The 19124-nt window shown below is 64.1% G+C and carries 16 protein-coding genes; 12 read left to right on the forward strand and 4 right to left on the reverse strand.

Annotation, left to right across the window (positions count from 1 at the left end):
• Nucleotides 1–5: 5 nt before the first annotated feature.
• From AC1MHZ_RS05720 to AC1MHZ_RS05735, 4 genes are all read right to left on the reverse strand, one after another.
• Nucleotides 6–1367: an amino acid permease gene (locus tag AC1MHZ_RS05720; RefSeq protein ID WP_084854557.1), complete on the reverse strand. Its 1362-nt coding sequence runs from the start codon at nucleotides 1365–1367 to the stop codon at nucleotides 6–8.
• A 56-nt stretch (nucleotides 1368–1423) separates the two neighbouring features.
• Nucleotides 1424–2365: an AEC family transporter gene (locus tag AC1MHZ_RS05725; protein WP_084854558.1), complete on the reverse strand. Its 942-nt coding sequence runs from the start codon at nucleotides 2363–2365 to the stop codon at nucleotides 1424–1426.
• Between the two features lie 273 nt (nucleotides 2366–2638).
• Complete coding sequence (locus AC1MHZ_RS05730; protein ID WP_084854559.1) at nucleotides 2639–3199, reverse strand: response regulator transcription factor; 561 nt, start codon at nucleotides 3197–3199, stop codon at nucleotides 2639–2641.
• The gene (locus AC1MHZ_RS05735; protein ID WP_084854560.1) at nucleotides 3196–4455 is read right to left on the reverse strand and encodes an ATP-binding protein; all 1260 of its coding nucleotides are present in this window, start codon (nucleotides 4453–4455) and stop codon (nucleotides 3196–3198) included. Before AC1MHZ_RS05735 ends, AC1MHZ_RS05730 begins: the two co-directional genes overlap by 4 nt.
• A 201-nt stretch (nucleotides 4456–4656) precedes the next feature.
• Between AC1MHZ_RS05735 and AC1MHZ_RS05740 the strand changes: the two genes are divergently transcribed.
• The 12 genes from AC1MHZ_RS05740 (at nucleotide 4657) to AC1MHZ_RS05795 (ending at nucleotide 19109) form a co-directional block, all read left to right on the forward strand.
• Nucleotides 4657–5373 (forward strand): SIMPL domain-containing protein, encoded by a 717-nt coding sequence (locus tag AC1MHZ_RS05740; RefSeq protein WP_224456821.1) that lies wholly within the window; start codon nucleotides 4657–4659, stop codon nucleotides 5371–5373.
• A gap of 336 nt (nucleotides 5374–5709) precedes the next feature.
• A complete protein-coding gene (locus AC1MHZ_RS05745) occupies nucleotides 5710–7335 on the forward strand; it encodes an ABC transporter substrate-binding protein (protein ID WP_196143624.1) in 1626 nt (541 codons plus the stop codon).
• Between the two features lie 160 nt (nucleotides 7336–7495).
• Entirely contained in the window at nucleotides 7496–9088 is a 1593-nt protein-coding gene (locus AC1MHZ_RS05750; RefSeq protein ID WP_482966121.1) for an ABC transporter substrate-binding protein, read from the forward strand.
• A gap of 232 nt (nucleotides 9089–9320) precedes the next feature.
• Entirely contained in the window at nucleotides 9321–10700 is a 1380-nt protein-coding gene (locus tag AC1MHZ_RS05755; RefSeq protein ID WP_084854564.1) for an OprD family porin, read from the forward strand.
• Nucleotides 10701–10768: 68 nt separating this feature from the next.
• A complete protein-coding gene (locus AC1MHZ_RS05760; protein ID WP_324815851.1) occupies nucleotides 10769–12364 on the forward strand; it encodes an ABC transporter substrate-binding protein in 1596 nt (531 codons plus the stop codon).
• Between the two features lie 74 nt (nucleotides 12365–12438).
• Nucleotides 12439–13449, forward strand: a complete 1011-nt coding sequence (locus tag AC1MHZ_RS05765; RefSeq protein ID WP_084854566.1) for an ABC transporter permease subunit — start codon at nucleotides 12439–12441, stop codon at nucleotides 13447–13449.
• A gap of 10 nt (nucleotides 13450–13459) precedes the next feature.
• Nucleotides 13460–14386: an ABC transporter permease subunit gene (locus tag AC1MHZ_RS05770; RefSeq protein WP_482966122.1), complete on the forward strand. Its 927-nt coding sequence runs from the start codon at nucleotides 13460–13462 to the stop codon at nucleotides 14384–14386.
• A gap of 10 nt (nucleotides 14387–14396) precedes the next feature.
• Nucleotides 14397–15365: an ABC transporter ATP-binding protein gene (locus tag AC1MHZ_RS05775; RefSeq protein WP_084854568.1), complete on the forward strand. Its 969-nt coding sequence runs from the start codon at nucleotides 14397–14399 to the stop codon at nucleotides 15363–15365.
• Nucleotides 15365–16333, forward strand: coding sequence for a peptide ABC transporter ATP-binding protein (locus tag AC1MHZ_RS05780; RefSeq protein WP_084854569.1), 969 nt, complete (start codon nucleotides 15365–15367; stop codon nucleotides 16331–16333). The genes AC1MHZ_RS05775 and AC1MHZ_RS05780 overlap by 1 nt, the downstream gene beginning before the upstream one ends.
• 131 nt (nucleotides 16334–16464) lie before the next feature.
• The gene (locus tag AC1MHZ_RS05785; protein WP_084854570.1) at nucleotides 16465–17265 is read left to right on the forward strand and encodes an AraC family transcriptional regulator; all 801 of its coding nucleotides are present in this window, start codon (nucleotides 16465–16467) and stop codon (nucleotides 17263–17265) included.
• Nucleotides 17266–17329: 64 nt separating this feature from the next.
• A complete protein-coding gene (locus AC1MHZ_RS05790; protein WP_482966123.1) occupies nucleotides 17330–18736 on the forward strand; it encodes an NAD(P)/FAD-dependent oxidoreductase in 1407 nt (468 codons plus the stop codon).
• 31 nt (nucleotides 18737–18767) lie between these two features.
• On the forward strand, nucleotides 18768–19109 hold the full coding sequence (locus tag AC1MHZ_RS05795) for a cupin domain-containing protein (RefSeq protein ID WP_084854572.1): 342 nt from the start codon (nucleotides 18768–18770) through the stop codon (nucleotides 19107–19109).
• Nucleotides 19110–19124 lie beyond the last annotated feature (15 nt).

A 19124-nucleotide genomic window follows, 5' to 3' on the forward strand; every position in this document is an offset into this window, starting at 1 on the left:
AAAACCTAACGACGAACCTGACGCGCCTTCTTCATCCGGAACGCGATCCACAGCACCGCGATCCACAACGGGATCAACATCACCGAGATGCGGATCGGCGGCGTCAGGTACATCACCACCAGGATCAGTACGATGAACGCCAGGCACAGGTAGTTGCTCAACGGGTGCCACAAGCTGCGGTAGAACGGGGTGATCCCAACGGCCAGCTTGGCCTTGCGGAACTTCAGGTGGGTGATGCTGATGCTTGCCCAGTTGATCACCAGGGCCGACACCGCCAGGGCCATGAGCAGGCCGAAGGCTTCGCCCGGCATCAGGTAGTTGATCAGCACGCACAGGCCGGTGGCGAATGCCGAAACGCCCAGCGCCGTCAACGGTACGCCACGGCGGCTGACCTTGAGCAGCTGGCGTGGCGCATCGCCCTGGCTGGCCAGGCCGAACAGCATGCGGCTGTTGGCATAGACACAGCTGTTGTACACCGACAGCGCAGCCGTGAGCACCACGATGTTGAGGACGGTCGCCACCAGGTCGCTGTCCAGTTCATGGAAGATCATCACGAACGGGCTGCCGCCCTGCACCACTTTCTGCCATGGGTACAGCGACAGCAGCACCGCCAGCGCGCCGATGTAGAAAATCAGGATACGGTAGACCACCTGGTTGGTGGCCTTGGGGATGCTCTCGCGCGGGTTGTCCGCCTCGGCCGCGGTGATGCCCACCAGCTCCAGCCCACCGAAGGAGAACATGATCACCGCCAGGGCCATGATCAAGCCAGTGACGCCGTTGGGGAAGAACCCGCCGAACTGCCACAGGTTCGCCACGCTGGCATCCGGCCCGCCATGGCCGCTGCCCAACAACCAGGCGCCGAAGCCGATCATGCTGACGATCGCCACCACCTTGACCAGGGCGAACCAGAACTCCAGCTCACCGTAGACCTTCACCTGGGTCAGGTTGATGGCATTGATCACCACGAAGAAGATCGCCGCCGTGGCCCAGGTGGGGAAGTCCGGCCACCAGTACTGGACATAGATGCCCACCGCGGTCAGCTCGGCCATGCCCACCAGCACGTACACCACCCAGTAGTTCCAGCCAGAGACGAAGCCTGCGAACTCGCTCCAGTACTGGTGGGCGAAGTGGCTGAAGCTGCCGGCGACCGGCTCCTCGACCACCATCTCGCCCAGCTGACGCATGATCAAGAAGGCCATCAGGCCGGCAATGGCGTAGCCCAGCAGCACGGACGGGCCGGCCAGCTGGATGGTCTGGGCGATGCCCAGGAACAGCCCGGTGCCGATGGCCCCGCCCAGCGCGATGAGCTGGATATGGCGATTCTTCAACCCGCGCTGTAACCGCTCGGGCGTGCTCTGGTCTTGCATGAAGTGTCCTCAGGTCGGGAGGCGTGTTGTTGTAGGTGTCATGTGCAGTGAAGGATCTAGATCCAACCTCCCCACTGCAAGATGAAAATGCCGATATTGGTGGTGATCGCGGCGAGCAAGGTGGTGATCACGATGATCGAGGCCGCCAGTTCGTGGTTGCCGTTCGCCGCCCGCGCCATCACATAGCTGGCCGCCGCGGTCGGACTACCGATATAGAGGAACAGGATGCCCAGCTCGGCACCACGGAACCCACAGAGCCAGGCGCCCAACGTGCCGATCAGGGGCAACCAGACCACCTTGACCAGGCTGGCATCGATGGCCAGCCTGCCACTGTCACGCAACGCGGCCATGGACAAGGTCCCGCCGATGCAGATCAAGGCCAATGGCAAGGTCATCTGGGCGAGGTAGTCGCTGGAGGTCAGTAACCAGTTGGGCAGTGGCACCTGGCCGTAGGCCATGGGCGTAGCGAGCAGCACGCTGATGATCAGCGGGTTGCTGAAGATGCTCTTGCAGATGCTCACGGGGTCGGACTTGAGGTCCGGGCTGTAGACGGCGAGCACGATGGTGGACAAGGAGTTGTACATGAGGATCACCAGGCCGGCGAGCACCGCGCCCAGGGAGATGCCGTAGTCGCCGTACAAGCTGGCCGCCAGGGCCAGGCCGATCACCCCGTTGTTGCCGCGAAAGGCGCCCTGGGTGTAGATGCCGCGGTCGGGCCTGGGGCTGCGCCAGATGGCCAGGCCCCAGGACAGCGCGAAACTCGCCAGGGTCGCGATGATGAAATAGAGCAGCACGCCGGGTTTGACGGCAGTGGTAAGGTCGGCGTGGTAGATGCCGAGGAACAGTAGGGCCGGCATGCAGACGTTGAACACCAGCGACGAAGCGACCTTGATGAAGTTGTCGTCGATCAGGCGGATACGCTTGAGGAGCACGCCCAGGAACAGCATGGCGAACACCGGGGCCGTGATGTTCAGCGTCTGGATGAGAAGGGCGAGCATTGCGGGTCCTGAGGGGTTGCCGTTAGGGGGCTGATGATACGCGAACTGGGGGGATTTGCGGGGAACGGAGGCGTTCCGCGAAATTTCACCGGCAACGGTGGCCGCTGCTGGCAGGCTCATGCAGTTGGGTTGGCTGCCCTGGCCCTATCGCCGGCAAGCCGGCCCCCACGGAGGGGCGCCTGTCTTGGTCCCTGTGGGAGCCGGCTTGCCGGCGATGGGCTGCGGAGCAGCCCCATCACCGCCCCCCAACCACTGAACGCCCCGGTGAGTCGATCAGCGCCGCACAGGCCGCTTCTGCAACTTGCGCTGCAGCGTACGCCGGTGCATCCCCAGCGCACGCGCCGTCGCCGAGATGTTCCCATCATGCTCGGCCAGCACCCGCTGGATGTGCTCCCACTGCAACCGATCCACCGACATCGGATTCTCCGGCACCAGCGAATCCAAGTCCGCATGCTCGGACAACAACGCCGCCAGGACATCGTCCGCGTCCGCCGGCTTGCACAGGTAGTTGCAGGCCCCGCGCTTGATCGCCTCGACCGCGGTGGCGATGCTGGAATACCCCGTCAGGATCAGCACACGCATCTCCGGGTCCAGCTCCAGCAGCTTGGGCAGCAACACCAACCCCGAATCGCCATCCATCTTCAGGTCCAGGGTGGCGTAGTCAGGCACGTCCTGCTTGGCCAGCACCAAGCCCTCCTCGGCACTGGAAGCGGTGCTCACGCGGAAGCCGCGGCGGCTCATGGCCCGCGCCATGACACGGGTGAAGGTGGCGTCGTCGTCCACCAGCAACAGGTGCGGCAGCTCTTCGCCTTCGACCAGGTTTTCTTCGCTCATCGTTCATCTCCTCGCTTGCCATGGGGCAGGCGCAGCTCGGTGAGGGTGCCGCCCTGTTCATGACTATAGAGTTTCACCGAGCCGCCAGCACGGGTCACGCTGGCCTTGCTCAGGAACAGGCCCAGGCCGAAGCCTTTGCCCTTGGTGGTAAAGAAGGGTTTGCCGATCGCCTCGGCAATCGCCACGGGAATGCCTGGCCCGTGGTCACGAATGCTGATGATGATGTCCTGCTCGTCCCAGTCCAGCTGTACTTCCAGGTCGTCTGGGCAGGCATCGGCGGCATTGTTCAGCAGGTTCAACAGTGCCTGGGTCAGGTCCGGCGGTGGCGTCAGGCGTGGTACCGCGCCGTCGCGCAGGCGCTGGAAGCGGTACGTGGTCTCCGGCCGCATCAGGTGCCAACGGTTGAGCGCCTCGTCCAGCCAGGCGGTCACCTCCTGCTCCACCACGCTCATCCGGCGGTTGGCTTCGGCCGCGCGCACCAGCTGCTGCAAGGTCTCCTTGCACAGCTTGACCTGGTCCTGGAGCACCTCCAGGTCTTCCTGCAATTGCGGGTCGGTATGGTCCTGGCGCATCTCGTTGAGCAGCACGCTCATGGTCGCCAGTGGCGTACCCAGCTCGTGGGCGGCGCCTGCGGCCTGGGTGGCCACCGCCAGCAGTTGTTCGTCGCGCAGGCTCTCTTCGCGCCGGTCGGCGCGCAGCTTTTCCTGGCGGCGCAGCTCCTCGGCCATGCGCGCGGCGAAGAAGGTGATCACCCCAGCGGCCAGGGCGATGCTCAGCCACATGCCGTAGACCTGCATCTTGTCGCGCGCCATAGGCAAGGTCTCGAGCGGGTAGAACTGCACCAGCAGCAGGCTGTAGGCCACCAACGCGATGCCCGACAGCACCAGCGAGTAGATCCATGGCAAGGTCACCGCGGCAATCGCCAGCGGCACCAGGTAATAGGAAACGAAGGGGTTGGTCGAGCCCCCCGAGTAATACAGCAAGGCGCTGTGGATCAGCAGGTCGCAGGCCAGTTGGAAGGCATATTCCAGCTCGGTGACCGGCAACGACAGACGCAGGCGCAAGGCCGTGAACGCGCACAGCAGCGACGAAAGTGCCAGCGTCGCCGCCAGCGACAGCCAGGGCAACGGCAGCAGCTCGGTCCAGTAGGCCACGCCTACGGAACCGGCCTGGGCGGCCAGGACCAGGATGCGGATGAAGGTCAGGCGCCAGAGGTTCTGGCGGGTAGCGGACAGCGGGTGAACGGCAGCGAGCATGAGCTCTCCTGATGAGTGCTCCAGGACAATCGCCTGGAGTATACCGAAGCCAGGCACCGCACAGCAGCAATGCGGCAAAGCGCCACACTTTGTCACAGGTTCATGATGGCACTTAGGAACCCACTACACTGTTGCCGGTCTGATGGGCCATGCGTGGCAAGGACATCGCCCCCACGCTTTCTTTTTGCCAAGGAGTCAACCATGCAATTACCTCGTCGCAGCACTGCGCTGATCCTGTCCTGTGGCCTGTTGGCCAGCCTGCCGGCGCTGGCAGCCGAAGCGCCCCGCTACAACCAGGTATCGCTGCGCGCCGAAGTCAGCAAGGAAGTGGCACGCGACCTGATGGTCGTGACGCTCTACAGCGAAGCCCAGAACAGCGACCCCGGCAAGCTGGCCAAGGAAATCACCGAGACCATGAACAAGGCCGTGCAGCAGGCGCGCCAGGTCAAGGATGTGAAGATCAGTCAGGGCAGCCGCAACAGCTACCCGGTGTACGACAGCAAGGGCCAGAAGATCACCGGCTGGCGCGAGCGCGCGGAGCTGCGCCTGGAAAGCGCCGACTTCCCTGCCCTGTCCAAGCTCACCGGCGAACTGCTGCAGGACCTGAAGATGGGCGGCATGGATTTCTCCATCGCCCCGGCCACCCGCAAGGCCAGCGAAGACGCCCTGCTCAAGGACGCCGTCGATGCCTTCAAGGCCCGCGCACAGCTGGCCACCGAGGCATTGGGTGGCAAAGGCTACAAGGTGGTCAGCCTGAACCTCAACAGCAGCGGTTACCCACGCCCCTACCTGCGTAGTGCGCCGATGGCCATGAAAGCCATGGCGGCCGACGAAGCAGCCCCAGCACCGGACATCGAGGCCGGCACCAGCGAAGTCAGCATGAATGCCGATGGCCTGATCGAAGTACAGATGCCCTGATCGGACCTATAGGCGAAGCGACAGGTGCAACGCTTGTCGCTTCTCTGTTTACCCACATTGCTGGAACTGTCAGTTCCAAAAGACCTTTCCCACAGCGTTTAAAGCACTTTCCTATTGACTTGCAAATCAACAAATAAACGGCAAATTGCTGGCAAAAAACCATCGCAAACGTACAACTTGCGGCAAAGTTATATGGATGCGACATCCATGTACGTTGGTCCCACTATTTTGACGCCAACTATCCTTCTGCCTGTTGCATTGGCAATCTCGCCTGCATAAGTATCCGCAAGTCGGCTCACGAGGCCACCTCAATCGAAAAAGAACAATGAGGCCACCATGCTAAAACACGCAGTCATTCCGTTTCTGGTCGGCGCAGGCTTGCTCGCCGGCGCACCTTCCGCACTCGCAGCCACCAACCTGGTGTTCTGCTCCGAAGGCAGCCCTGCCGGCTTCGACCCCGGCCAATACACCACCGGAACCGACTTCGATGCCTCGGCTGAGACCGTCTTCAACCGCCTGACCCAGTTCGAACGCGGCGGTACCGCCGTCATCCCGGGCCTGGCCACCAAATGGGACGTTTCCGAGGATGGCAAGACCTACACCTTCCACCTACGCGAAGGGGTCAAGTTCCACAGCACCGACTTCTTCAAGCCGACCCGCGAATTCAACGCCGACGACGTGCTGTTCACGTTCAACCGCATGCTCGACAAGAACCACCCGTTCCGCAAAGCCTACCCCACAGAATTCCCTTACTTCACCGACATGGGCATGGACAAGAACATCGCCAAGGTGGAGAAAATCGACGATCACACCGTCAAGTTCAGCCTCAACCAGGTCGACGCCGCCTTCATCCAGAACCTGGCCATGAGCTTCGCCTCGATCCAGTCCGCCGAATACGCCGATCAGCTGCTCAAGCAGGGCAAGGCCGCCGACATCAACCAGAAGCCGATCGGCACCGGCCCGTTCGTGTTCAGCAAGTACCAGAAAGACGCCCAGATCCGCTTCAAGGGCAACAAGGACTACTGGAACCCCGACGATGTGAAGATCGACAACCTGATCTTCGCCATCAGCACCGACGCCTCGGTGCGCATGCAAAAGCTCAAGAAGAACGAGTGCCAGGTCACCCTCTTCCCACGCCCGGCGGACATCGAGCCGCTGAAGAAGGACCCGAAGCTGCAGATGCCTGAACAGGCCGGCTTCAACCTCGGCTACATCGCCTATAACGTGATGGACAAGGTCAAGGGCAGCAACGAGCCCAACCCCCTGGCCCAGCTGAAGGTGCGCCAGGCCCTGGACATGGCGGTGAACAAGCAGCAGATCATCGAGTCGGTGTACCAGGGCGCGGGCCAGCTGGCGGTCAACGCCATGCCACCGACCCAGTGGTCCTACGACACCACCATCAAGGATGCCCAGTACGATCCAGAGAAGGCCAAGCAGTTGCTCAAGGAAGCCGGCATCAAGGAAGGCACCGAGATCACCCTGTGGGCCATGCCGGTGCAGCGCCCCTACAACCCCAACGCCAAGCTGATGGCTGAGATGCTCCAGTCCGACTGGGCCAAGGTCGGCATCAAGGCCAAGATCGTCAGCTACGAGTGGGGCGAGTACATCAAACGCTCCAAGGGCGGCGAACAAGGCGCCATGCTGATCGGCTGGAGCGGTGACAACGGCGACCCGGACAACTGGCTGGGCACCCTCTATGGCTGCGATGCCATGGACGGCAACAACTTCTCCAAGTGGTGCTACAAGCCCTACGACGACCTGATCAAGCAAGCCAAGGCCACCCCCGACCAGGCCAAGCGCACCGAGCTGTACCAAAAGGCACAGCACATCCTCAAGGAACAGGTGCCGATCACGCCCATTGCCCACTCCACCGTCTACCAGCCGATGAGCGCCAAGGTGAAGGACTTCAAGATCAGCCCCTTCGGCCTGAACTCCTTCTACGGCGTGAGCGTGGAGAAATAGCGCCAGCCCCTGCGCCGCAGGCTTGACGGCCTGCGGCGAACCCAACGCCACGAACGCAATCAGCAACCAGCGCCCTCCTGATGCCGGCCGCATCGGGACAGGACCCCTGTTGCCGCGATTCAACCCATTGCGGCGAAAACAGACGGAAAAAGGACTCGCCATGCGCCACGCCACACTCCTCAGCACCTTGCTCGGCCTCGGCCTGATGACCCAAGCCCCTGCCCTGCTCGCCAAGAACCTGGTGTTCTGCTCCGAAGGCAGCCCCGCCGGCTTCGACACCGCCCAGTACACCAGCGCCACCGACAACGATGCCGCCGAACCGATCTACAACCGCCTGGTCGAGTTCGAACGTGGCGGCACCGCTGTCCAGCCCGGCCTGGCGACCCGTTGGGAGGTCTCCGAAGACGGCCTGCGCTATACCTTCCACCTGCGCGAAGGGGTGAAGTTCCACGGCAACAAGACCTTCACCCCAAGCCGCGACTTCAATGCCGATGATGTGCTGTTCACCTTCAACCGCATGCTCGACGAGAACCACCCGTTCCGCACGGCCTACCCGACCGAGTTTCCCTACTTCATCAGCATGGGCCTGGACAAGAACATCGCCAAGGTCGAGAAGACCGACCCGCTGACCGTGGTATTCACTCTCAACAGCGTCGACGCCGCGTTCATCCAGAACCTGGCCATGAGCTTCGCCTCCATCCTCTCCGCCGAGTACGCCGACCACCTGCTGGCCCAGGGCCGCCCCAGCGACATCAACCAGAAACCGATCGGCACCGGTCCGTTCGTGTTCCAGCGTTACCAGAAGGACTCGCAGATCCGCTACAAAGGCAACAAGGACTACTGGGCGCCGGAGGACGTGAAGCTCGACAACCTGGTGTTCTCCATCAACATCGACCCCTCGGTGCGTATCCAGAAGCTGCGCCGCAACGAATGCCAGGTCACCCTGCATCCGCGCCCGGCGGACCTGCAGTCGGTCAAGGCCGACGACAAGCTGCAGGTGTTGCAAAAGCCTGGCTTCAACCTCGGCTACATCGCCTACAACACCCAGCATCCGCCCTTCGACCGTCTTGAGGTGCGCCAAGCCATGGACATGGCCGTGAACAAGCAGGCGATCATCCAGGCCGTGTACCAGGAGGCCGGCCAAACGGCAGTCAATGCCATGCCGCCGACCCAATGGTCCTACGACACCAGCATCAAGGACGCCAAGTACGACCCGGAAAAAGCCAAGCAATTGCTCAAGCAGGCCGGGGTCAAGGAAGGCACCGAGCTCACCCTTTGGGCCATGCCGGTGCAGCGCCCCTACAACCCCAATGCCAAGCTGATGGCCGAAATGCTCCAGGCCGACTGGAGCAAGCTCGGCTTCAAGGTGCGCATCGTCAGCTACGAATGGGGCGAATACCTCAAGCGCATGAAGAACGGCGAACACGACATCGCCCTGATCGGCTGGACCGGCGACAACGGTGACCCGGACAACTGGCTGGGCACCCTGTACAGCTGCGATGCCATCGGCAGCAACAACTATTCCCTCTGGTGCGACCCGCAATACGACACGCTGGTCAAGAAAGCCAAGCAGGTCACTGACCGCGAGCAGCGCACCCAGCTCTACCAGCAAGCCCAGCAACGTCTCAAGCAACAGGTACCGATCACTCCGGTGGCCCACTCCACGGTCAACCAGCCGATCAGCGCCAAGGTCAACGACTTCCGGGTCAGCCCCTTCGGGCGTAACGACTTTTCCGGTGTGAGTGTCGACTGACCGGACCGCGACCCGCGAACCGGCCGAATCCATCAAAGCGCCGGCCTGGCGAGGGCTTCGCCCTCGATCGCGGGGCAAGCCCGCTCCTACACGGTCTGCGCCAGCAGCCTGATCTACCGGTTCCCCGAATTTGCCCGGCGATCCCGCGGCAAACCTGGCAGTACCGCTGTACCGCAACATGCCCGGCCCACAAGGCACGGGAATAACTAGAAAACAGAAAGGGAGCTTCACCTTGAGACGTACAACCATCACCGCACTGGCCCTGGCCATAAGCGCAGTTTCCACGGCGGCACAGGCCGACCCTGTCAGCCAGGATTTCGTGCCCATCACCCTGAAGTCCAGCAGTGAGCAGGCCGAGGCCAGCGGCTTTCTCGAAGGCCAGAGCCTGACCGGCAGCACGCGCAACTGGTACGCCCGGGAACGCGCCACCCGCGCGCCGCTGTTCAAGTACTACAAGAGCGACGGCACCCGCCACGCCACCCACAGCCGCGACAACTGGGTGCAGGGCACCATCCTCAACTACAGCTCGGGCTTCACCCAGGGCACCGTGGGCTTCGCCGTGGAAGCCGCCGGTTACAATGCCATCGCCCTGGAACGTGGCCGCGCCGCGGTGGCCGGGCCGAACAACCGTACACTCACCCATAGCGACGGCGACGTGATCGGCCAGTGGAGCAAGATGGGCTTGGCCAACGTCAAGGCGCGGGTGTCCAACACCACCCTGACCGTCGGTCGCCAGACGGTCGATACCCCGATGATGGCCTACATCGGCAACCGTGCGCTGCCGTCGAGCTTCCAGGGTGCCTTCCTGCACAGCGCCGAATTCGACAACCTGTCGTTCGACCTGGGCACCTTCGACCGCGTCTCGCCACGTACCGAACAGAGCCTGAGCAAGTTCCGCAGCGAGTACAGCGCCACTGGCGTCGAAACCGACCGCGCCAGCACCATCGGGGTCAACTACCAGCCGTTCAAGAGCCTGAACACCAGCCTCTACGCCACCAAGGTCGAGGATTTCTGGAACCAGTACTACTTCGGTGCCAACCATGTGCTGGGCGACAGCGCGGTGCTGAGCCTGACCACGGGTCTGAACTACTACAAGACCGTGGACGCCGGCAGCCGGAAGATGGGCCAGATCGACAACGACACCTACAGCCTGTCGTTCGGCCTCACCCACCAGGCCCACACGCTGTCCGCCTCCTGGCAGCAGGTCAACGGCAACGAGTACTTCGACTACCTGCACGAGACCAACGGCATCTACCTGGCCAACTCGCTGCTGTCGGACTTCAACGGCCCCAACGAGAAATCCCTGCAGATCTCCTATGTGCTGAACATGGCGCCCTACGGCGTGCCGGGGCTCAAGTTCAACGTGTACAACGCGCGCGGCTGGGGCATCGACGGCACCCATTACCGGGGCACTGCGTATGACGTCAATGGCATGGACGGCGAGACCCATTATGAATGGGGCATCGGCACCAGCTACGCGGTACAGAGCGGGCCGCTGAAAGACACCAGCATCCGCGCCACCTACACCGCGCACCGTGCCAGCAAGGCCCAGGCCGATGGCAGCCTGGACGAGCTGCGTATCGTCACCACCATTCCGTTCAACATTCTCTGAGCCAGGATGCCCGGCCCGCCCCGTGCGGGCCGCGGCAACTATGCTGGAACAATTTGCAGGGAGGTTCCATGACATCGCTACCGCTACGTGCCGCCCTGGCGGCCGTCATCCTCGGCGCCGCGACTCACCTTGCGGCCAAGCCGCTGGTGGTATGCACCGAGGCCAGCCCGGAAGGCTTCGACATCGTCCAGTACACCACCGCGGTCACCGCCGATGCCGCGGCCGAGACGATCTTCAACCGCCTGGTCGACTTCAGGCCCGGCACCACCGAGATCCAGCCAGCCCTGGCCGAACGCTGGGACATCAGCCCGGATGGGCGGGTCTACACCTTCCACCTGCGCAAAGGCGTCAAGTTCCATACCACGCCCTACTTCACGCCGACCCGCGACTTCAACGCCGATGACGTGCTGTGGAGCCTGAACCGCCAGCTGGACCCGAACCACCCCTGGCACGACAAGACCAGCGTCGGCTTCCCCTACTTCGAGAGCATGGCCTTCAAGGACCTGCTCAAGTCGGTGGAAAAAACCGACGACCACACCGTGGTGATCACCCTGACCCGACCGGAAGCGCCCTTCCTGCGCGACATGGCCATGGCCTTCACTTCGATCTACTCCGCCGAATATGGCGACCAGTTGCTCAAGGCCGGCAAGACCGGCGAGTTGAACAGCAAGCCGGTAGGCACCGGGCCGTTCATCTTCCAGCGCTACAACAAGGACGCCCAGGTTCGCTACAAGCCCAACCCGGACTACTTCCGTGGCAAGCCCCCAGCCGATGCCCTGATCTTCGCCATTGCCACAGACAGCAACGTGCGCCTGCAGAAACTGCGCGCCAACGAATGCCAGATCGCCCTGTATCCCAAGCCGGACGACGTGCCGGCGATCAAGGCCGAACCAACGCTCAAGGTCGCCGAGATCGATTCGTTGGTGACCAGCTACATCGCCATGAACACCCAACACAAGTACCTGAGCGATGTTCGCGTACGCAAGGCGATCAACATGGCGCTCGATCGCCAGCACCATATCGACCAACTGTTCGGCAAGGGCAACGCGACCGAGGCAGTCAATCCATACCCGCATACCATGCTGGGCAACAACGTGATGATCCAGAACCCGCCGCGCGACCTCGACAAAGCCCGGGCGCTGTTGAAGGAGGCCGGTGTACCGGAAGGCACCGTGATGACCCTCTTCACCCGCAACGGCGGCGGGCCGACCAACCCCAACCCGCGGCTCTCCGCCGAGATGCTGCAGGCGGACCTGGCCCAGATCGGCATCAAGCTCGATATCCGGGTGATGGAGTGGGCCGAGATGCTGCGACGCGCCAAAGCCGGCGAGGCCGACATGGTCTCCACCGGATGGGCCAGCGACAACGGCGACCCAGACAACTTCCTCGGCCCCCTGCTCAGCTGCGAGGCGGCGAAGAACGGCGAGAACTATGCCCGTTGGTGCAACGAGAAGTTCCAGGAACTGATTACCCGCGCGCGCACCATCAGCAGCGACGAAGAGCGTGGCTGGGTCTATGCCGAGGCCATGAAGGTGTACGATGACGACCAACCCTGGATCAATATGGCCCACCCGAAGACGTTTACCGCCCTGCGTGACAACGTGGAGGGCTACGTGATCAACCCGCTGACCAACAACAACTTCGCCACCACCAAGGTGAAGTAGAACAACAACGACCGCCGGCGCCCCACGAGGGCCCCGGCGGCACCGCCTGACCGGCTGATGAGGTACACCCGACGATGTTGAGTTTTATTGCCCGGCGCCTGGGCCTGCTGATTCCGACCTTCTTCGGCATCACCTTGCTGACCTTCGCGCTCATACGCCTGATCCCCGGCGACCCGGTGGAAGTGATGATGGGCGAACGCAGGGTCGACCCCGAGATGCACGCCCAGGCCATGGAGCGCCTGGGCCTGAACAAGCCACTGCCGGTCCAGTACCTGGACTACATCGGCAAGCTCGCCCAGGGTGACCTGGGCGAGTCGTTGCGCACCCGCGAGAGCGTGTGGAACGAGTTCCTCACCCTGTTCCCCGCCACCCTGGAGCTGGCCTTCGCCGCCCTGCTGTTCGCCGGCGTCGTCGGCCTGCTGGCCGGGGTGATCGCCGCGCTCAAGCGAGGTTCGCTGTTCGACCATGGGGTCATGGGTATTTCCCTGGCCGGCTATTCCATGCCGATCTTCTGGTGGGGCCTGATCCTGATCATGTTCTTCTCCGTGAGCCTGGGCTGGACGCCCGTCTCCGGGCGCATCGACCTGCTCTACGACATCGAGCCCAAGACCGGCTTCATGCTCATCGACACCCTGCTCAGCGAAGAGGAAGGCGCGTTCAAGGACGCGGTCATGCACCTGATCCTGCCGGCCATCGTACTGGGTACCATCCCGCTGGCGGTGATCGCCCGCATGACCCGCTCCTCGATGCTCGAGGTGCTGCGCGAGGACTACATCCGTACCGCCCGGGCCAAGGGCCTGTCGCCTTCGCGCGTGGTGTTCATCCATGGCCTGCGCAATGCGCTGATCCCGGTGCTGACCGTGTTCGGCCTGCAGGTCGGCACCCTGCTCGCCGGCGCTGTGCTCACCGAGACCATCTTTTCCTGGCCGGGCATCGGCAAGTGGCTGATCGAAGCCATCGGTGCCCGTGACTACCCCGTGGTCCAGAACGGCATCCTGTTGATCGCCTGCCTGGTGATCCTGGTCAACTTCGTCGTGGACATCCTCTACGGCCTGGCCAACCCACGCATCCGTCATCAGCGCTGAGGCCCAAGCCATGACTAGCTCGATTCCAAAATCCGTCACCCCGGCAAGCCCGGTGGACCAGAGCCTGCTCTACCCCTCCCCCTACAAGGAGTTCTGGCAGGCCTTCTCACGCAACAAAGGCGCCGTCGCGGGCCTGGCCTTCATGTGCCTGGTGGTGTTCTGCGCCGTGTTCGCCCCGTGGGTCGCGCCGCACAACCCGAGCGAGCAGTACCGCGACTTCCTGCTGACCCCGCCGGTCTGGCTCGAAGGCGGCACCTGGCAGTTCATCCTCGGCACCGACGAGCTGGGCCGCGACCTGCTCTCGCGGTTGATCCAGGGCGCCCGGCTGTCACTGCTGATCGGCCTGTCGTCGGTGGTGATGTCGCTGATCCCCGGCATCCTGCTGGGCCTGCTGGCCGGGTTCTCCCCGCAGATCCTCGGCCCGTCGATCATGCGCCTGATGGACGTGATGCTGGCCCTGCCCTCGCTGCTGCTGGCCGTCGCCATCGTCGCCATCCTCGGCCCTGGCCTGATCAATACTGTGATCGCCATCGCCATCGTCTCGCTGCCGTCCTACGTGCGCCTGACCCGCGCCGCGGTGATGGGCGAGCTGAACCGCGACTACGTCACCGCCGCGCGCCTGGCCGGCGCCGGCCTGCCACGCCTGATGTTCGTCACCGTGCTGCCCAACTGCATGGCTCCGCTGATCGTCCAGGCCACCCTGAGCTTCTCCTCGGCGATCCTCGACGCCGCCGCCCTGGGCTTCCTGGGCCTTGGCGTCCAGCCGCCCACCCCCGAGTGGGGCACCATGCTGGCCTCGGCCCGCGACTACATCGAACGCGCCTGGTGGGTGGTCAGCCTACCGGGCCTGACCATCCTGCTCAGCGTGCTGGCGATCAACCTGATGGGCGACGGGCTGCGTGATGCGCTGGACCCGAAACTCAAGAACGCCGCCTGAGGAGAACGCCATGTCACTGTTGCAGATCAACAACCTGAACGTGCGCTTCGGCGACGCCAACGCCGTGCCCGTGGTGGACGGCCTGGACCTTACCGTGGAGGCCGGCGAGATTCTCGCCATCGTCGGCGAGTCCGGCTCCGGCAAGTCGGTCACCATGATGGCCCTGATGGGCCTGATCGACGCCCCCGGGCGCATCACCGCCGACGTGCTCAACTTCGACGGCACCGATATGCTCAAGCTCAGCGGCCGGCAACGTCGCAAAGTGGTGGGCAAGGACATCGCCATGGTCTTCCAGGACCCGATGACCGCCCTGAACCCCAGCTACACCGTGGGCTACCAGATCGAGGAAGTGCTGCGCCAGCACCTCGGGCTCAAGGGCAAGGCTGCCCGCCAGCGTGCCCTGGAGCTGCTCAAGAAGGTCGAGATCCCGGCCGCCGAAAGCCGCCTGGACGCCTACCCCCACCAGCTTTCCGGCGGCATGAGCCAGCGCGTGGCGATCGCCATGGCCATCGCCGGCGAACCCAAGCTGCTGATCGCCGACGAGCCGACCACCGCCCTGGACGTGACCATCCAGGCGCAGATCATGGAGCTGCTGGTGAACTTGCAGAAGGAGCGCAACATGGCGCTCATTCTCATCACCCACGACCTGGCCGTGGTCGCCGAGACGGCCAGGCGGGTCTGCGTGATGTACGCAGGGCAGGCGGTGGAAGTGGGCCAGGTACCGGAACTGTTCGACATCCCCGCCCATCCCTACAGCGAAGCCTTGCTGGCGGCCATCCCCGAGCACAGCATCGGCGCCGAACGCCTGGCCACCCTGCCCGGCATCGTCCCCGGTCGCTACGACCGGCCCAAAGGCTGCCTGCTGTCACCGCGCTGCCCCTACGTGCAGGAAAACTGCCGCCAGCAGCGTCCGCCCCTCGATCCCCAGGCACACAGCCTGGTGCGTTGCTTCTATCCGCTGAACCAGGAGGTGGCGTGATGACCGTCGTCCTATCCGCCCGTGAACTGACCCGTCACTACGAAGTCTCCCGCGGCCTGTTCAAGGGCCATGCGCTGGTGCGCGCACTCAATGGGGTGTCGTTCGAGCTGGAGGCCGGCAAGACGCTGGCCGTGGTCGGCGAGTCCGGCTGTGGCAAGTCGACCCTGGCCCGCGCGCTCACCCTGATCGAGGAGCCGTCCTCCGGCTCCCTGCAGATCGCTGGCACCGAAGTGAAGGGGGCCAGCAAGGCCGAGCGCAAGCAGCTGCGCCGCGACGTGCAGATGGTCTTCCAGAGCCCCTATGCCTCGCTCAACCCGCGCCAGAAGATCGGCGACCAGTTGGCCGAGCCACTGCTGATCAACACCGCCCTGGGCAAGGCCGAGCGCCGTGAGAAGGTGCAGAAGATGATGGAGCAGGTCGGCCTGCGTCCCGAGCACTACCAGCGCTACCCGCACATGTTCTCCGGCGGCCAGCGCCAGCGCATCGCCCTGGCCCGGGCGATGATGCTGCAGCCGAAAGTGCTGGTAGCCGACGAGCCGACCTCGGCCCTGGACGTGTCGATCCAAGCCCAGGTGCTGAACCTGTTCATGGACCTGCAGAAGGAGTTCAACACCGCCTACGTGTTCATCTCCCACAACCTCGCAGTGGTGCGCCATGTAGCCGACCAGGTGTTGGTGATGTACCTGGGCCGCCCCGCGGAGATGGGCCCGAAGGAGGACATCTACGAAAAGCCCCTGCACCCGTACACCCAGGCCTTGCTGTCGGCGACCCCGGCCATCCACCCGGACCCGCTCAAACCGAAGATCCGCATCGCCGGTGAACTGCCCAACCCGCTCAACCCACCGGATGGCTGCGCCTTCCACAAACGCTGCCCCTATGCCACCGAGCGCTGTACCAAGGAAGTGCCGGCACTGCGCCAGGTGGGTACACGGCAGGTGGCATGCCATTATGCCGAGCAGTTCCTTTAACCCCTGGATAACTGGGGCTGCTTTGCAGCCCTTTGGCGGCGCAAGGCCGCTCCTACACCCGCGATAGCGCTGGCACCGGCAGCGTCTGCCCTGGCCTTGTCACCCACGCCCGGCCAGGGCACTATCCCGCCATGACCCTCCCCGACACCCCCGAGCAAACGCCGCTCACCGCCGATACCGTGCTGCGCTACCACCTGTGTTGGAAGCACCGCGACCTCGACGGCGTCATGGCGCTCTATCATCCCGACATCCAGTACCACGACTTCTTCCAGAACCGCGTACTCGGCTTCGATGAGCTGCGCGACTATGTGCGCGCCAGCCTGCCCCATGCCGCCGGCGAGGACATCGTCCACAGCGACCGTATCCGCGTGGACGGCTGCACGGCTTTCATCCAGTACCAGGTCACGGTCCAGGGCGGCGACGGGCTGGTGGCGTTCCAGTCCAGCGAAGCGATCACCGTTAAGGACGGGCTGATCTGGCGCATCAACGAATACGCCACCCTGGTACGCCGCAACGCCAAGGGCAGCGACCGCAGCAGCCCACGACCGGCCACCAGCCGCCTTGGCCTGTCGCCCCGCCAGCTGTCCACCATGGCCCAGGACCTGGAGCATTACTTCCAGCGCCAGCGCCCCTATCTCGACCCGGAACTGGACCTGCAGCAGGTCGCCGAGGCCAGCGGCTACAGCCGCAACCAGATCTCCTACCTGCTCAACCAGGTGCTGGGGCAAAGCTTCTACCGCTACGTCAACCAGGCACGCCTGCAGCACCTGCTGGCCAGCCTGGACGACAGCTGTACACGCATGCCGGTCGATGACCTGGCCTTCGCCGCCGGCTTCAACTCGCTCTCGGCCTTCTACAAGTGCTTTCGCGAACACACAGGGCTGTCGCCCAAGGCCTATGTGAAGCAAATTTCCCTGCGTGCACGCACGTAAGACAGCCATCGCCCCGTCCCACTAGGATCGCCACAGACCTTTACGGATGTGGAGCCGCAGTACCATGCTACCCTGGCGCACGATCAGCCTCTGGATGGACCAGCTCGACGAGCCCCCTTGCACCCGACCGGCCCTGGGCCAGGACCTGACGGTGGACGTGTGCATCATCGGTGCCGGCTACACCGGGCTGTGGACGGCCTACTACCTCAAGCGCCAGGCGCCGCACCTGAGCATCGCGGTGATCGACGCCCATATCGCAGGCTTCGGCGCCTCCGGGCGCAACGGCGGCTGGTTGATGGGCAACCTGCTGGGCGAGGACCGGATGCTCGCCAGCCTTTCGCCGCAACAACGCCGCGCCAGCATCGAGCTGCTGCACGGTATTCCCGATGAAGTCCACGGCATCCTGCAACGCGAAGGCATCGACTGTGACTATCGCAAGGGCGGTGTGCTGTATTGCGCGGCCCGCTACCCCGAACAGGAGCGCAGCCAGCGCGCCTACCTGGACGATCTCTACCGCCAAGGCATGACCGAGGACGACTACCGCTGGCTGGGCCCAGAACAACTCGACGGCCAGTTGCGGGTGAGCAACGCCTATGGCGCGATCTACAGCCCACACACCGCGACCATCCAACCAGCCAAGCTCGTCCGGGGCCTGGCCCGTACGGTGGAGAACCTCGGCGTTGCTCTCTACGAGAACACCCCCGCCATCGACTGGCGCCCCGGTGAGGTACGCACGCCACAGGCCACGATCCGCAGCCATTGGGTGGTGCCGGCGGTGGAAGGCTACGCCGCCAGCCTGCCCCCATTGGGCCGCCACCAGCTACCGGTACAAAGCCTGCTGGTGGCGACCGAACCGTTGCCCCTATCGACCTGGGCCCGGATCGGCCTGGCCCAGGGCCAGGCTTTCAGCGAAAGCAGCCGCCAGGTCACCTATGGCCAGCGCACCGCCGACGACCGCCTGGTGTTCGGTGCCCGTGGCGGCTACCGCTTCGGCGGGCGACTGCGGGAAGACTTCAGCCTCACCGATGCCGAGATCGCCCTGCGCCGCTACCTGTTCAGCGAGCTGTTCCCGCAGCTCAAGGACGTGCGCATCACCCACTCGTGGGGCGGCAACCTGGGCATGGCCCGACGCTTCCACCCGCACATGCTGTGCGACCGCCAGCGTGGCATCGCCCTGGCCGGCGGCTACGGCGGCGAAGGCGTCGGTGCCACCAACCTGGGCGGGCGTACCCTCGCGGCGTTGATCCTCGACCAGCACAACGCCCTCACCGCACAGCCCTGGGTGTACGACAACCGCCCGCTGTCGAGCCTGGCGACCTGGCCCCCCGAGCCGTGCCGCTGGCTGGGCTACAACGCGATCATCCAAAGCTTCGTGCACGAAGACCAGACCCTCGCCAACCCCGGCAGCGCCCCCTGGAGACGGCGCCTGGCCATCGCCCTTGCCGACTTCATGGAAGGCTTCATGCGCTGATTTCCCAAAACCGCCACACAGGATCCACGGTATGAGCATCACCCAGTTCAAACACACCGCCAGCGTCCCCCTGGCACACAGCAACCCTGTCGCCGCCCCGCTCGGTGAACCGGTCGCGGTCACCTCGGTGACCTGCGTCGAGCGCAACGATGGCGTCGAAACCGGGATCTGGGAGTGCACACCCGGACGCTGGCGTCGGCAGATCGTGCAGCAGGAGTTCTGCCACTTCGTCAAAGGCCGCTGCACCTTCACCCCCGATGGGGGCGAGCCTTTGCACATCGAAGCTGGCGACGCCCTGATGCTACCGGCCAACAGCACCGGCACCTGGGACATCCAGGAGACGGTGCGCAAGACCTACGTACTGATTTTCTGATTCACCACTCGCCTG

It is taken from the genome of Pseudomonas sp. FA-1 (assembly GCF_056856075.1).

Bases quoted from the DNA above. Each gene is read 5' to 3' on its own strand.
- AC1MHZ_RS05720 (WP_084854557.1), bottom strand. From the start codon at position 1,367: ATGCAAGACCAGAGCACGCCCGAGCGGTTACAGCGCGGGTTGAAGAAT.
- AC1MHZ_RS05725 (WP_084854558.1), bottom strand. From the start codon at position 2,365: ATGCTCGCCCTTCTCATCCAGACGCTGAACATCACGGCCCCGGTGTTC.
- AC1MHZ_RS05730 (WP_084854559.1), bottom strand. From the start codon at position 3,199: ATGAGCGAAGAAAACCTGGTCGAAGGCGAAGAGCTGCCGCACCTGTTG.
- AC1MHZ_RS05735 (WP_084854560.1), bottom strand. From the start codon at position 4,455: ATGCTCGCTGCCGTTCACCCGCTGTCCGCTACCCGCCAGAACCTCTGG.
- AC1MHZ_RS05740 (WP_224456821.1), top strand. From the start codon at position 4,657: ATGCAATTACCTCGTCGCAGCACTGCGCTGATCCTGTCCTGTGGCCTG.
- AC1MHZ_RS05745 (WP_196143624.1), top strand. From the start codon at position 5,710: ATGCTAAAACACGCAGTCATTCCGTTTCTGGTCGGCGCAGGCTTGCTC.
- AC1MHZ_RS05750 (WP_482966121.1), top strand. From the start codon at position 7,496: ATGCGCCACGCCACACTCCTCAGCACCTTGCTCGGCCTCGGCCTGATG.
- AC1MHZ_RS05760 (WP_324815851.1), top strand. From the start codon at position 10,769: ATGACATCGCTACCGCTACGTGCCGCCCTGGCGGCCGTCATCCTCGGC.
- AC1MHZ_RS05765 (WP_084854566.1), top strand. From the start codon at position 12,439: ATGTTGAGTTTTATTGCCCGGCGCCTGGGCCTGCTGATTCCGACCTTC.
- AC1MHZ_RS05770 (WP_482966122.1), top strand. From the start codon at position 13,460: ATGACTAGCTCGATTCCAAAATCCGTCACCCCGGCAAGCCCGGTGGAC.
- AC1MHZ_RS05775 (WP_084854568.1), top strand. From the start codon at position 14,397: ATGTCACTGTTGCAGATCAACAACCTGAACGTGCGCTTCGGCGACGCC.
- AC1MHZ_RS05780 (WP_084854569.1), top strand. From the start codon at position 15,365: ATGACCGTCGTCCTATCCGCCCGTGAACTGACCCGTCACTACGAAGTC.
- AC1MHZ_RS05785 (WP_084854570.1), top strand. From the start codon at position 16,465: ATGACCCTCCCCGACACCCCCGAGCAAACGCCGCTCACCGCCGATACC.
- AC1MHZ_RS05790 (WP_482966123.1), top strand. From the start codon at position 17,330: ATGCTACCCTGGCGCACGATCAGCCTCTGGATGGACCAGCTCGACGAG.
- AC1MHZ_RS05795 (WP_084854572.1), top strand. From the start codon at position 18,768: ATGAGCATCACCCAGTTCAAACACACCGCCAGCGTCCCCCTGGCACAC.